Source organism: Streptomyces sp. 378 (assembly GCF_030124145.1).
In the GTDB taxonomy this organism is placed as follows: Bacteria; Actinomycetota; Actinomycetes; order Streptomycetales; family Streptomycetaceae; genus Streptomyces.
Map to the genome: position 1 here is coordinate 82,664 of NZ_JASKMS010000034.1, position 13,563 is coordinate 96,226.

The window sequence follows — 13,563 nt, forward strand, 5'->3', positions numbered from 1 at the left end:
GCGGGACGCCCCTTTCCCGTATGCGAGCCAGGGCCTTCACGTCCTGGGCGGCAGCTTCGGGCGGGAGCGGTCCGGTACGTCGCTGTAGGTCGGTGGCGTCGCCGGCGGGTTGGTCTCCAGCAGCCCGAGCGCCAGTTCCACCGCGTCGGCCAGCTGGGCGTGCCGCCCCTCGGCCCAGTCCAGCGGGGTGCGCAGGACGTCGATGTCGGGGGCGACGCCCTTGTTCTCCACCGACCAGCCGTAGGCGTCGAACCAGGCGGCGTTCATCGGCACCGTGATCACCGTGCCGTCGCCCAGCTCGTGGCGGCCGGTCATGCCGACCACCCCGCCCCAGGTGCGCTGCCCCACGACCGGGCCGAGCTTCAGCAGCCGGAACGCGGCGGTGATCATGTCGCCGTCCGAGGAGGTCGCCTCGTCCGCCAGGGCCACCACCGGGCCGCGCGGCGCGTTCGCGGTGTACGACACCGCCTGGGCGTCGCGGGTCAGGTCCCAGCCGAGGACGGTCCGGCTCAGCGTCTCGACGACCAGCTCGCTGATGTGGCCGCCCGCGTTGCCGCGCACGTCCACGATCAGCGCCGGGCGGGACACCTCCATGCGCAGGTCGCGGTTGAACTGCGCCCAGCCCGAGCCGCCCATGTCCGGGATGTGCAGATAGCCGCAGCGTCCGCCGCTCAACTCGCGTACCACCGCCCGGCGTTTGGCCACCCAGTCCTGGTAGCGCAGTGGCCGCTCGTCGACGAGCGGGACGACGGCGACCCGCCGGGGCGGGCCCTCGCCCTCCGCGGGGCGGAAGGTCAGCTCCACCGTCGTGCCGCCCGCACCGGCCAGCAGCGGATACGGGCCCGCGTCCGGATCCACCGGGCGGCCGTCGACATGGGTGAGGAGCGCGCCCTCCCGGATGCCGGTGCCGGCCAGCGGGGAGCGGGCCTTGGAGTCGGAGGAGTCACCGGGCAGGATCCGTCTGACGGCCCAGCCGCCGTCCCGGCGTGTGAAGTTGGCGCCCAGCAGGCCCTGCCGGCGCTGGTAGTGCGCGGGGCCCTCGTTGCGTCGGGCGGCGGTGACATAGGCGTGGGAGGTGCCGAGTTCGCCGAGCACCTCACGCAGCAGGTCGGCGAACTCGTCGGGGGAGGCGACCCGCTCGACCAGCGGGCGGTACTGGTCCAGCACCGCGTCCCAGTCGATGCCGCACATGCCCGGGTCCCAGAAGTAGGCCCGGATCAGCCGCCCGGCCTCCTCGTACGACTGCCGCCACTCCGCCGCCGGGTCGGCCACGTGCAGGATGCGCCGCGCGTCGATCCACACCGTGGAGTCGCTGTCACCCGGTTCGCCGGCCGGTGCCGCGCGCAGCTCGCCCTCGTCGACGATCACCAGCCGGGTGCCGTCGCCGCTGACCGCGAACCAGTCGAGGTGCTGGGCGAGTTCGGACCTCTTGGCCTTGGTGATGCCGAAGTGCTCCAGGGTCGGCCGTCCGCTGGTGTCGTCCGGGTTGGCGAACGTCTCGCCGAGGGCGCCCGAGATCGGCCAGCGCAGCCACACCAGTCCGCCGCCGGCCACCGGATAGAGCGCCGAGTACTTGGAGGCGGCCACCGGGAACGGCGTGACCCGGCTCTCCAGCCCCTCGGCCTCGACGGTCACGGCCCCGTTGTCCCCGTTGTCGTCGTCCTCCAGCGGGTCGAGGCCCCCGGCGGCCGGACGGCCCTCCGGGTTCACCGCGAACGGGGAGGGTGTCGCGGAGGACAGCGGCACCAGGTACGGGCGGCAGCCCAGCGGGAAGGACAGGTCGCCGGTGTGCACGTCGTAGACCGGGTCGAAGCCGCGCCAGGACAGGAAGGCGAGGTAGCGGCCGTCGCGGGTGAAGACCGGGTTCTCGTCCTCGAAGCGGCCGTCGGTGACGTCGACGATGTACGTGTCCGAGATGCGGGCCATCTTGATCTGGCGCAGGGCCCGCCCGATGCCCGGGTGCGACCAGGTGAGCCACGCCCCGTCCGGCGAGAACGCGAGGTCGCGCACGGGCCCGTTGACCGACCGGATCAGCTCGGTGACCTCGCCGTCGGAGTCCTCCGCCACGTCGAGGAGGAGGAGCCGGCCGTCGTGCGAGGCGACCGCCAGCCGCTCGCCCTCCGGGTCCGAGACCAGCTCGTGCACCCGGCCCAGCGCGCCGGGGGCCAGACGCCGGGGCGCACGGTCGCCGCTCGCCCGGGGCAGGGACGCGATCTCGACGGCGTCCTCGCCCTCGGCGTCCGTCACGTACGCCACCCGTCCGCTGCCGCCGAGCATCTCCGGCAGCCGTACCCGGACGCCCGGGGTGTCGGTGAGGGTGCGGGCCGGGCCGTCCCGGTGGGTCAGCCAGTACAGGCTGCCGCGCACGACGACGGCGCTCGCCCGCCCGGTCTCGTCGACCGAGAGCCCGTCGACGTGCCGGGACGCCGCCACCTGGTAGGGGCGGCGGCCCGCGCGCGGCCCGCTCAGCCGTACGTCCAGCCGGCGCGGCTCGGAATCCGGGGACAGGTCGTCGACCAGCCACAGGTCGCCCCCGCACTGGTACACCACCCGGGTGCCGTCGCTCGCCGCGTGCCGGGCGTAGAAGGCGTCGTGGTCGGTGTGCCGGCGCAGGCCGGAGCCGTCGTGGGCGCACGAGTAGAGGTTGCCGACGCCCTCGTGGTCGGAGAGGAACGCGATGCGGCCGCCGACGAACATGGGGGAGTGCAGATGGCCGCCCAGGCCCTCCAGCAGCCGTTCGCCGTGCAGCCAGAGCCTGCCCATGGCCCCGCCGCGGTAGCGCTTCCAGGAGGCCGGTTCGTGCGGCGGGGTGCCGGTCAGCAGCAGGGACCTGCGCTCCCCGTCCACGTCGGCGACCTGGATGTCGGAGACCGGCCCCCAGGGCAGTTTGCGGCCCGGGTCGCCGCCGGGGGAGACCTTGTAGGCCCAGGTGTAGAAGGAGAAGGGCTCGCCGTGCGAGGCCACGGCCAGGATCTCCCCCTCCGGGGTCCAGCCGCAGACCCGGGTGTCGGCGCTGCCCCAGTGGCTCACCTGGCGGCCCGGGCCGCCGTCCACCGGAACGACGTGGACCTCGGGCACCAGGGTGCGCCAGCTGGTGTAGGCGAGGAGGCGGCCGTCGGGCGAGAAGCGCGGGTGGCCGGCCTTGGTGCGGTCGACGGTGAGCCGCCAGGCCCGGCCGGGGGCGTCGAGCGGGGCGAGCCAGAGGTCGTCCTCGGCCACGAAGCACAGCAGGTCGTCATGGAGGTGCGGCAGACGCAGATAGGTCACCACCTCATGCTTTGCCGGGGGACGTACCGGGGCAACTCAGCGCATCGCGCGACCGCGAGCCAGCACACGTACGAAACGGTTTCGTTTTCATAGTGGGGTGCGCTACATTCGTGGCGTACGAAACCGTGCCGTTCGGAGCAGGAAGGCGGAAGAGATGGCTGAGGTCGCCGCCGCGCGTCGCAGTCGGATCACCCCCGAGCGCGAGGCCGAGCTCTACACGGCCGTGCTCGACCTGCTCCGCGAAGTCGGCTACGACGCCCTCACCATGGACGCCGTGGCCGCGCGCACCCGCTCCAGCAAGGCCACCCTCTACCGCCAGTGGGGCGGCAAGGCCCAGCTGGTCGTCAAGGCGCTGCGGCACAACAAGCCGGTGAAGAACCTCGACGCGGTCGACACCGGCTCGCTGCGCGGCGACTTCCACGCCCTCATGGAGCGCGCGGACGACGCCGAGATGGAGCAGAGCGGCGCGCTGATGCGTGGCCTGGCCACGGCGATGCACGCCAATCCGGACCTCCACCGCGAGTTCAAGAGCCAGATCATCGAGCCGGAGATCGCGGACTCGCGCCGTGTCCTCCAGCGCGCCGTCGACCGCGGCGAGGTCCGTCCCGACTGCCCCGCGCTGGACTTCGTGGTGCACATGATGCTCGGCGCCTTCGTCACCTGCGCGGTCCTGGAGGACAGACCGCCCACGGCGGCCTTCCTCACCTCGTACATCGACGCCGTGGTCCTCCCCGCCCTCGGCGTGCCCACCGACTAGTCCCCGGACAAGCCCCTACCTGACGTCTCCGCTCACGTCGTCGGGCTGATCACCCCTGCCCTGAAGACCCCACGACTGACCGGGAGTACGCCCTCGTGGCCACTTTCCTCTACAAACTCGGCCGGCTCTCGTTCCGGCGGCGGCACCTCGTCGCCCTGATATGGGTGGCCCTGCTGACCCTCGCCGGTGTCGGCGCGGCCGGCGCCCCCGCCGCGGGCAACGGCTCGTTCTCCATCCCCGGCACCGAGGCGCAGAAGGCCTTCGACCTGCTGGAGCAGCGCTTCCCCGGCACCAGTGCCGACGGCGCCACCGCACGCGTCGTCTTCAAGGCGCCGAGCGGCGAGAAGATGACCGACCCCGGCAACAGGGCGACGGTCGAGGACACGGTGAAGGAGCTGTCCGACGGCTCCGAGGTCGTCCGCGTCACCGACCCGTACCAGGCCAAGGCCGTCAGCAAGGACGGCACCATCGCCTACGCGCAGGTGTCGTACAAGGTCTCCGGCATGGAGCTGGACGACGCGGCCAAGGACGCCCTGAAGGACAGCGCGCAGGACGCGCGGGAGGCCGGGCTGACCGTCGAGATCGGCGGTGACGCGCTCCAGGCCGTTCCGCACACCGGCTCCAGCGAGATCATCGGCATCGCGGTCGCCGCGGTCGTCCTGGTCATCACCTTCGGCTCGCTCGTCGCGGCCGGACTGCCGCTGCTGACGGCGCTCATCGGCGTGGGCATCGGCGTCTCCGCGATCACCGGCCTGGCCAGTGCGCTGGACCTGGGCACGACCACCTCCACCCTCGCGATGATGATCGGCCTGGCCGTCGGCATCGACTACGCGCTGTTCATCGTCTCCCGTTACCGCGCCGAACTGGCCGAGGGCCGCGAGCGCGAGGAAGCGGCGGGCCGGGCCGTCGGCACGGCGGGCTCCGCGGTGGTCTTCGCCGGTCTGACCGTGGTGATCGCACTGGTGGGCCTGTCCGTCGTCAACATCCCGATGCTGACGAAGATGGGCATCGCGGCGGCCGGCACGGTGGCCATCGCGGTGCTGATCGCCCTGACGATGATCCCCGCACTGCTCGGATACGCCGGCCGGAAGGTCAGGCCGATGGGGGAGAAGGGCAAGCTGCCCGGCCGCACCTCGAAGACGCCGGGGCGCCCCAACCTGGGCACCCGCTGGGCGAGTTTCGTCGTGCGCCGCCCGCTCGCGGTCCTGCTCCTCGGCGTCATCGGCCTCGGCGCGGCGGCCGTCCCGGCGGCCTCCCTCGAACTGGGCCTGCCCGACGACGGCTCCCAGCCCGTCTCCACCACCCAGCGCCGCGCCTACGACCTGCTGTCCGAGGGCTTCGGGCCGGGCTTCAACGGTCCGCTGCTGGTCGTCGTGGACGCGAAGGACAGCGCCGACCCGAAGGCGGTCTTCGCCGAGACCGGCGACGCGATCAAGGGCCTGAAGGACGTCGTGACGGTCACGCCGGCGCAGCCCAACAAGGCCGGTGACACCGCCACCATCACCGTGATCCCCGGCTCCAAGCCGTCCTCCGTCACAACGGAGAATTTGGTGCACGGCATCCGGGACGCGGGCGCGGACATCAAGGCCGACACGGACGCCGACGTCCTGGTCACCGGCAGCACGGCGATGAACATCGACGTCAGCCAGAAGCTCAACGACGCGCTGGTGCCGTATCTGATCCTGGTCGTCGGTCTGGCCTTCCTCCTGCTGATCGTGGTCTTCCGCTCGATCCTCGTCCCGCTGAAGGCGGCCCTCGGCTTCCTGCTGTCGGTGATGGCGGCCCTCGGCGCGGTCGTCGCGGTCTTCCAGTGGGGCTGGCTGGCGGACCTGATGGGCGTGGAGCAGACCGGGCCGGTCATGTCGATGATGCCGATCTTCATGGTCGGCGTGGTCTTCGGCCTGGCGATGGACTACGAGGTGTTCCTCGTGACCCGGATGCGGGAGGCCTACGTGCACGGTGAGAAGCCGGCGCAGGCCGTGGTCACCGGCTTCCGGCACGGCGCGCGGGTCGTCTCCGCCGCCGCGGTGATCATGATGGCCGTCTTCGCCGGCTTCATCGGCTCGTCCGAGTCGATGGTCAAGATGATCGGCTTCGGCCTCGCGATCGCGGTGTTCTTCGACGCGTTCGTCGTCCGCATGGCCGTCGTCCCGGCCGTCCTGGCCCTCCTCGGCCGCAAGGCCTGGTGGCTGCCGAAGTGGCTCGACCGCGCGCTGCCCAACGTCGACGTCGAGGGCGAGGGCCTGCGCGCCGCCTCCGGCGACGATGACGGCGACAGGAACCTGGTCCGCGTCTGACAGCCCGCGAGAGACCGGCCGGTGAGGGCACCGCGGGGACGGTGCGCCCTCACCGGCCTTTCACCCGGGCACGTCGACTTCGGCCCACACCGTCTTGCGCGGGCGCGGACCCGGGGTCACGCGCCAACCCGGTGTTGCGCCGCCAACTCGAACATCTGCTGGAGATGGCCAAGTTGCGAAGTGTGTCGCTTCACGTCATGCCGACCGATCAGGAAGAGCACGCGGGTACGCGGGACCTGATCGAGGTGCTGAAGTTCGCCGACGGCACGGCCATCGGACGATCAGGGCGCGTTCAACGGTCGCCCGGTCTCAAGTCCCCGTGACCTGCGGGTCCTTGAACTGCGCTATGGACTCCAAGGCCCGGGGGACTCCCCACGTGACGGTCGCCTCCGCCACGTGGGAGTCGTTCCTCGGGTACGTCACCGAGTGACGGTCGGTCCGGCCCGGGCTTTCTACGCTGCCTGCGGGTGGAGGACCACCTTCGTGTAGCCCTCGACGCGCTTGTCGAACTTCTCGTACGCCGACGAAGCCTCGTCGAGCGGCAGCTCGTGCGAGACGACGAAGCTGGGCTTCGCGCGATCCTCGATGATCATGTCCCGCAGGTGGCGGTTGTACCGCTTGACGTTGCACTGCCCGGTGCCCAGGCGGAGCCCCTTCTCGAAGAGGCGCCCGACGGACACCATCAGCATGCCCTTCTTGGCCTGCTCGTCGGGACCGCCCGGGTCGCTCGGGACGTAGAGGCCGGGGATGCCGAGCGCGCCCGTCGGGCGGACCGTCTCGACCAGCGAGTTCAGCACGATCGCCGGCTCCTCGCGGTCCTCGCCCTGCGCCTGGGCCTGGTAGCCCACCGCGTCGATGCCCTTGTCGGTCCCCTCGCCGCCGGTCTGCTCCTTGATCTGTTCCGCCGGGTTGCCCTGGGAGAAGTCGATCGGGACCGCGCCGATCTCCTCGGCCTTCTGGAGACGTTCCGCCACCCGGTCGACCACGAACACCTTGCTCGCGCCGCGCAGCATCGCGGAGTAGGCGGCCATCAGCCCGACCGGACCGGCGCCGTACACGGCGACCGTGTCACCGGGGCGCACGTCGGCCAGTTCGTTGCCGTGGTAGCCCGTCGGGAAGATGTCCGCGAGCAGGACGAAGTCGGTCTCCTTCTCGGTGCCCTCCGGGAGCTTGAGGCAGTTGAAGTCGGCGTACGGGACCCGTACGTACTCCGCCTGCCCTCCGGTGTAGGGCCCCATCGCGACGTAGCCGTAGGCGCCGCCGGCGAAGCCCGGGTTCACCGTCAGGCAGAAGCCCGTGAAGCCCGCCGAGCAGTTCTTGCAGAACCCGCAGGCCACGTTGAACGGCATGACCACCCGGTCGCCCTTGCTGAGGTTGGTGACCCCCTCTCCTGTCTCCTCGACGACCCCGAGGTTCTCGTGGCCGAACACGATGCCCGGCTCCGCGGCCGTGCGGCCCTCATACATGTGCAGGTCGGAGCCGCAGATGGCCGTTGACGTGACCCGGACGAGCACATCGTTCGGGTGCTGAATCCGTGGATCCTCCACTTGCTCGATCGCTACCTCGAAGGGCCCTTTGTAGACGACAGCCCTCATGTCAAGCACCTCCGTATGTGCCGTGGCTCATATACCAGGCTGGTGCATGATGAGACGATTTGCACCTAGAGGAGAAAGGAAGTAGTGCTTTGTCTCGTCGTATCGGAACCCTTCTCGTGGCGGTCTCCGGACTGTCCGGCACCACCTATCCGGTCGGGACCCGCGTGGCCATCCAGGGCACCGGCGGATCCGTCGACGGCTTCGTCGACGGCGACTGGCTGCCGCTCGCCTGGTGGGAGTTCGCCGATGTCCGGCCTGAGGAGGCCACCGGCTGAAACGGCCTCGCGTGCCTGCTACACGTACCGCTAGCGTGCACGCCATGACGACAGCCGCCACTGACGCCGATGGCTCCGGAGCTCATCCCCGATTCGCCGAGGCCCTGCGGGAGCTCGGGCTCGGGGATCTCGTGAGCCGCGTACGCCGCTTCCCCGACGCCACCCGTACGGCCGCCGAGGCCGCCGCCGCGATCGGGTGTGAGCTGAGCCAGATCTGCAAGTCGCTGATCTTCGCCGCGGACGGAGTGCCGGTTCTGGTGCTCATGGACGGGTCCTCCAGGGTCGATCTCGAACTCGTTCGCAAGGAGGTCGGCGCCGACAAGGTCACGCGGGCCAAGGTGGACGTCGTGCGGGAGACCACCGGGTACGCCATCGGCGGCGTGCCGCCCTTCGGGCACCGCACCAGAACCCGCGTGCTCGCCGACCGGTCCCTGCTGGAGCACGACGTCGTCTGGGCCGCGGCCGGGACGCCGTACACCGTGTTCCCCATGGCCCCCGCGGACCTCGTCACCCACGCCGAAGGCACCCTGGTGGACGTGCGCGAGCGCACCCCGTGACACCCCTGGTCACCACGGCCGTCCTGCTCGCCGCCGTCACCCACGCCGGCTGGAACGCCCTCGCCCACAAGATCACCGACAAGCTGGCCGGCTTCGCGCTGATCTCGGGCGGGCGTCGCCATCGGGCTGGCACTCGCGCCCTTCGTGGCCTTTCCGGCGGCCGGGGCCTGGCCGTATCTGCTCATCGCCACCGCCGTCCACCTTGCTTGCCGGGCATTCACCCCGGCCCTTCAACGGTGAGGGGCGGGCGACGTGTGCGCCGGCCATCGGGGTCGGTCAGGGCCGGTAGATCATTTCGATCGGACCGGCGGCGATCAGAGCCCATGCCCCGATGCCGATCAGCCACAGCAAGCCACTGAAAGCACCAGCGGTGACCAGAACCGGGGCGGCCAGAAACAGCGCGTACTCGATGCGCCGCATGTCCCGGGCGAGGGCGGGCCAGAGTCTTTCACCCGGTCGCCTGCGAACCCGGTACGGACCAGCGAGGGAGGCTCGGTTTGGTGCTGCACGGAGGTCGCATGGCGCAAGCCCAGAGGCGGCGCAGGGCCCACGGCGGAGTCCGGTGCCGAGAACGGCGGTGGGGTTGTCTATCGTCTTCCAGTGCGAAGAATCGTGGTGCCTGTCCGCGCGGCGGAGGGCTTGGAGTGGTGACGCGTCGGTGGCCGCGTCTTCGGCATCCGGCGCAGGCGGTCGTGGCCGGATTCGCCGCGGCGGTCGCGGCCGGGACCGGTCTGCTGATGCTGCCGATGGCCAAGGCCGGGCCCGGTGGTGCCGGTGCGATGGAGGCGCTGTTCACCTCTACCTCCGCGGTGTGCGTGACCGGGCTGGTCGTGGTGGACACCCCTGGCTACTGGAGCGGCTTCGGGCAGGCGGTGATCCTGGCGCTCATCCAGGTAGGCGGCTTCGGCATCATGACCTTCGCCTCCCTGCTGGTCCTGCTGGTCTCTCACCGCATCGGCCTGAAAGCACGCATGACGGCCGCCGCGGAAACCAAGACCCTGGGACTGGGTGATGTCCGCTCGGTCGTGACCGGTGTGGTCAAGGTCAGCCTGCTGCTGGAAGCGGTCACCGCTCTGGTACTCACCCTGCGGTTCGCCACCGCCTACGACGAGTCCTGGCCGCGTGCGGCGTGGCTGGGCGTCTTCCACGCCGTCTCGGCGTTCAACAACGCCGGCTTCGCCCTGTACTCCGACAGCCTGATGGGCTTCGTCACCGACCCGTGGATCTGCCTGCCCATCGCGCTGGCGGTCATCACCGGCGGACTGGGCTTTCCCGTCCTGTTCGAGCTGCGCCGCCGCTGGCGCCGGCCGTGGGCCTGGTCCCTCCACACCAAGATCGTGCTGTGGGCCTCCGCGGTCTTCCTGGCCGGGGGCAGCGTCTTCATCACCGCCCTCGAATGGTCCAACCCCGCCACTTTGGGTGCCCTGGACACACCGGGGAAGCTGCTGGCCGGGTTCTTCCAGGGCGTCATGCCGCGCACCGCCGGGTTCAACAGCATCGACACCTCCCAGATGAACCCCGCCAGCTGGCTGGGCACGGACGTGCTGATGTTCATCGGCGGCGCCAGCGCCGGCACCGCCGGCGGCATCAAGGTCACCACCTTCGCCGTGCTGTTCTTCGTCATATATGCCGAGATCCGCGGCGAGGGCGCGGTGAACATCTTCCACCGCCGTCTGCACGGCGACCTCCAGCGCCAGGCCCTGACCGTGGTACTGCTCTCCGTCGCCGCCGTCGCCACCGCCACCGTGGCCTTCATGGTCTTCACCGACCACACCCTCGACCAGTCACTGTTCGAAGTCACCTCCGCCTTCGCCACCGTCGGCCTGTCCACCGGCATCACCGCCGACCTGCACCCCGGCCTGCAACTACTGCTGATCGCGTTGATGTTCATCGGCCGACTCGGCCCCATCACCGTCGCCTCCGCACTCGCCCTGCGCACCCGCCACCGCCTGTACGACCTTCCAGAGGAGCGACCCGTCATTGGCTAGGAAACCCGCCCCCAAGAAACGCCGCACCGGGACGCAGGGCTCCGTCGTCGTCATCGGCCTGGGCCGCTTCGGTCGCGCCCTGGCCATGGAACTCGCCGACGAAGAGACCGAGGTCCTCGGCATCGACGAGAACGCCGAAGTCGTCCAGGCCCTCTCCGGCTCCCTCACCCACGTCGTGCGGGCCGACTCCACCAAAGAGGACGCCCTGCGTCAGCTCGGCGTGCACGAGTTCGACCGCGCCGTCGTCGCCATCGGCACCGACCTGGAAGCCAGCATCCTCACCGCCTCGCTGCTGATCTCCTTCGGCATCGAGAACGTCTGGGCCAAGGCCATCAGCGAAGCCCACGGCCGTATCCTCACCCAGCTCGGCGTCCACCACGTCGTCTACCCCGAACACGACATGGGCCAGCGCGTCGCCCACCTCGTGCGCGGCCGTATGCTCGACTACATCGAGTTCGAAGACGACTTCGCCATGGTCAAAACCAACCCGCCCGCCGACATCGTCGGCCTGCCCCTGGCCAACAGCGCCGTCCGCACCCGCTACGGCATCACCGTCGTCGCCATCAAACGCCCCGGCGAAGGCTTCACCTACGCCACCCCCGAAACCGTCGTAGAGGCAGACGACACCATCATCGTCGCCGGACGCACCCGAGCAACCGAACGCTTCAGCGAACTCCAGTAGAACCAGACGGTTCTCACAAACGGTCCTTTGCGCGAGCAAGATCCACAATCGGCCGTCGGCCCCCGCTCACCCCCCCATCGGTTCACAGAACCCGTTCTCACTCAGAAGCGGGCCTGACCCCGTTGTGAGACTTGCGTTGCGCGAAAACCCGGGCCGGCGGTCCGGGCCGCGCATCTGGCGGTGGCGACGGGTACTGCGACTCCTCCCGCGGCAGACTGCTCAGATCCAGGACATCGGGCGCCGGTGGGGGCTGGATGTCCACACGGTCGTTGAAGCCACTGAACTCACCGGGCATGCGCTCTGCGTCTTCGGCAAGGTCGAGGCCGTCTCTGGCACACGTCGGGGTCGTTCACCCCAGCCGTGCGCTGGTTGATCGCCTGCGTTCAAGGGAGCTCGGTCATCATGGGCGCGGCGATCGGGGCCGTCTTCTTCAAGGAGCGGTTCGGGGCTCCGAGGGTCGTGGCGGCCGGGTTGCTGGTTGTCGGGATCGGGCTGATGCTGCACGCCGGATAGGGGCCCGCCGGACGGGTGCGTCCGGCCGGTGCGAGGAGCACCCTGGAACTAAGCGTTCCGGAGGTGATCGTCATGATGCACACCACAGTCGGGTGGCACGTCGAGTTGGAGTTCACGGAGGACGACCAGCACACGCGAGCCGCCGCGCTGGTCCGCCTGCCCGACGGCGCCGAGGTACGGGCGCACGGGCACGCCAGCCGGCACCGGACCGACGCCAATCAGCCGAGGGTCGGGGAGGAGATCGCCGGGGCCCGGGCGCTCAACGAACTCGCCATGGCGTTGCTGAGCAAGGCGCACGAGGAGATCGACCAGGCGTCCGGGCGGACCTCCCACCCCATCCACGTCTAGGGGCGTTCAGAGGTCCAGCACTCGCCGCACCGCCCGCACCAGCCCCTGCGCCCGCAGGTCCGCCGTCACCGTCTTGCGGAAGCCGTTGGTGACGTAGCCGAAGGCGATTCCCGTCTCCGGGTCGGCGAACCCGAGGGCGCCGCCGCGGCCCGGGTGGCCGAAGGAACCCGGGGTGAGGAACGGCGAGGCGCTGCCGTGCAGCATGTAACCGAGGCCGAAGCGGGTGCCGACCACCAGGACGCGGTCGGGGCCTGCCGACTCCTCGGCCCGGGCCGCTTCCACCGTCTCCGGCGTGAAGAGGCGTGCGGCGCCGGCCGTGTCGCCGATCAGGGTCGCGTAGAAGCGGGCCAGTCCGTCCGCCGTCGCCATGGCGTTGGTCGCGGGGAGGGCGGACGCGCGGTGGGCGGGGTCGTTCTGGTCCGGGAACGGGGAGATCGCGGCGAAGGCCCGGCGTGTCAGAGAGGCGGGGTCTTCGTAGGCCTCGGTGACCGAGCGCTTCGGGCGGGCGCGCAGGCCCCCGGTCGGCTCGGCCCCCTCCACGCGGCCCACGCGCCCGACCCGGCCGGCCTCCGACTCCGGCAGACCGAGCCAGAGGTCCAGGCCCAGTGGACCGGTGACCTGCGACGCGAGCCACTCCCCGGTGCCCTGCCCGGTGACGCGCCGCACCAGTTCGTCGAGCAGCCAGCCGTAGGTGAGCGCGTGGTAGCCGTGGTCGGTGCCGGGCTCCCAGACGGGCGCCTGCGCGGCGACCGCCTCCGGGCCGCGCAGCGGGTCGAGGGCCTCCTCGGGGGTGAGCGGCCGGTCCAGGACCGGCAGCCCGGCGCGGTGGTTCAGCACGTGCCGGACCAGGACGCGCTCCTTGCCCCGGGCCTTGAACTCGGGCCAGTAGTGCCCCACCGGCGCGTCCAGGTCGAGCTGCCCGCGCTGGTGCAGCAGCAGGAGTACGGCGGCGGCCACCCCCTTGGTCGCCGAGCGCACCACCTGGGCGGTGCCGCGCTCCCAGGGAGCCGCGCCGTCCACGTCCTTGGTGCCGCCCCACAGGTCGACGACCTTCCGCCCGCCCCGGTAGACGGCGACAGCGGCGCCCCGGTCGCCGAGTGTTGCGAAGTTCCGTACGAACGCGTCCCTCACCGGCTCGAAGCCCTCGGCCACTGTGCCGTGCACGTCCACGCCCGTACTCCTCGTCTCGCCGCTGTGCCCGTGGTGGTCCCCTCTAGGCCCCTTCTGATGGATCTCCGCGGCGTCGCGACGCCCGGCACGCTCCCCCGTTCTCGGCTTCGCTCG

Annotated in this window: 11 protein-coding genes and 3 pseudogenes; 10 read left to right on the forward strand and 4 right to left on the reverse strand. The window is 70.9% G+C overall.

What is annotated here, in order from left to right; all coding sequences use genetic code 11:
• Nucleotides 1-36: 36 nt before the first annotated feature.
• Nucleotides 37-3,267 (reverse strand): S41 family peptidase, encoded by a 3,231-nt coding sequence (locus QNO09_RS33435; protein WP_283973979.1) that lies wholly within the window; start codon nucleotides 3,265-3,267, stop codon nucleotides 37-39.
• Between the two features lie 154 nt (nucleotides 3,268-3,421).
• Here QNO09_RS33435 and QNO09_RS33440 point away from each other — a divergent pair, with 154 nt between their 5' ends.
• The 3 genes and pseudogenes from QNO09_RS33440 to QNO09_RS33450 all read left to right on the forward strand — a co-directional run.
• Nucleotides 3,422-4,024, forward strand: a complete 603-nt coding sequence (locus QNO09_RS33440) for a TetR/AcrR family transcriptional regulator (protein WP_283973980.1) — start codon at nucleotides 3,422-3,424, stop codon at nucleotides 4,022-4,024.
• A gap of 95 nt (nucleotides 4,025-4,119) precedes the next feature.
• The gene (locus tag QNO09_RS33445; RefSeq protein WP_283973981.1) at nucleotides 4,120-6,321 is read left to right on the forward strand and encodes an MMPL family transporter; all 2,202 of its coding nucleotides are present in this window, start codon (nucleotides 4,120-4,122) and stop codon (nucleotides 6,319-6,321) included.
• A 131-nt stretch (nucleotides 6,322-6,452) separates the two neighbouring features.
• Nucleotides 6,453-6,810: pseudogene (locus tag QNO09_RS33450) on the forward strand (Scr1 family TA system antitoxin-like transcriptional regulator); the annotation flags it as partial.
• Here QNO09_RS33450 and QNO09_RS33455 read toward each other — a convergent pair.
• Nucleotides 6,774-7,916, reverse strand: a complete 1,143-nt coding sequence (locus QNO09_RS33455) for a glutathione-independent formaldehyde dehydrogenase (RefSeq protein WP_283973982.1) — start codon at nucleotides 7,914-7,916, stop codon at nucleotides 6,774-6,776. The pseudogene QNO09_RS33450 and the gene QNO09_RS33455 overlap by 37 nt on opposite strands.
• Nucleotides 7,917-8,005: 89 nt before the next feature.
• Between QNO09_RS33455 and QNO09_RS33460 the strand changes: the two genes are divergently transcribed.
• The 3 genes and pseudogenes from QNO09_RS33460 to QNO09_RS33470 form a co-directional block, all read left to right on the forward strand.
• Nucleotides 8,006-8,191 (forward strand): hypothetical protein, encoded by a 186-nt coding sequence (locus tag QNO09_RS33460; protein WP_107457033.1) that lies wholly within the window; start codon nucleotides 8,006-8,008, stop codon nucleotides 8,189-8,191.
• A 44-nt stretch (nucleotides 8,192-8,235) separates the two neighbouring features.
• Nucleotides 8,236-8,748, forward strand: a complete 513-nt coding sequence (locus QNO09_RS33465; RefSeq protein ID WP_283973983.1) for a YbaK/EbsC family protein — start codon at nucleotides 8,236-8,238, stop codon at nucleotides 8,746-8,748.
• Nucleotides 8,745-8,955: pseudogene (locus tag QNO09_RS33470) on the forward strand (EamA family transporter); the annotation flags it as partial. The gene QNO09_RS33465 and the pseudogene QNO09_RS33470, both read left to right, overlap by 4 nt.
• A gap of 69 nt (nucleotides 8,956-9,024) precedes the next feature.
• On the opposite strand, the gene QNO09_RS33475 reads toward QNO09_RS33470, so the two are convergent.
• The gene (locus tag QNO09_RS33475) at nucleotides 9,025-9,168 is read right to left on the reverse strand and encodes a hypothetical protein (RefSeq protein WP_283973984.1); all 144 of its coding nucleotides are present in this window, start codon (nucleotides 9,166-9,168) and stop codon (nucleotides 9,025-9,027) included.
• A 227-nt stretch (nucleotides 9,169-9,395) separates the two neighbouring features.
• Between QNO09_RS33475 and QNO09_RS33480 the strand changes: the two genes are divergently transcribed.
• From QNO09_RS33480 to QNO09_RS33495, 4 genes and pseudogenes are all read left to right on the forward strand, one after another.
• The gene (locus tag QNO09_RS33480; protein WP_283973985.1) at nucleotides 9,396-10,736 is read left to right on the forward strand and encodes a TrkH family potassium uptake protein; all 1,341 of its coding nucleotides are present in this window, start codon (nucleotides 9,396-9,398) and stop codon (nucleotides 10,734-10,736) included.
• A complete protein-coding gene (locus tag QNO09_RS33485) occupies nucleotides 10,729-11,418 on the forward strand; it encodes a potassium channel family protein (RefSeq protein ID WP_283973986.1) in 690 nt (229 codons plus the stop codon). The genes QNO09_RS33480 and QNO09_RS33485 overlap by 8 nt, the downstream gene beginning before the upstream one ends.
• Before the next feature lie 390 nt (nucleotides 11,419-11,808).
• Nucleotides 11,809-11,931, forward strand: a pseudogene (locus QNO09_RS33490) (EamA family transporter); the annotation flags it as partial.
• 72 nt (nucleotides 11,932-12,003) lie between these two features.
• Nucleotides 12,004-12,279, forward strand: a complete 276-nt coding sequence (locus tag QNO09_RS33495) for a DUF1876 domain-containing protein (RefSeq protein ID WP_283973987.1) — start codon at nucleotides 12,004-12,006, stop codon at nucleotides 12,277-12,279.
• A 6-nt stretch (nucleotides 12,280-12,285) separates the two neighbouring features.
• On the opposite strand, the gene QNO09_RS33500 is transcribed toward QNO09_RS33495, so the two are convergent.
• A complete protein-coding gene (locus tag QNO09_RS33500) occupies nucleotides 12,286-13,449 on the reverse strand; it encodes a serine hydrolase domain-containing protein (RefSeq protein ID WP_283973994.1) in 1,164 nt (387 codons plus the stop codon).
• Between the last annotated feature and the right edge of the window lie 114 nt (nucleotides 13,450-13,563).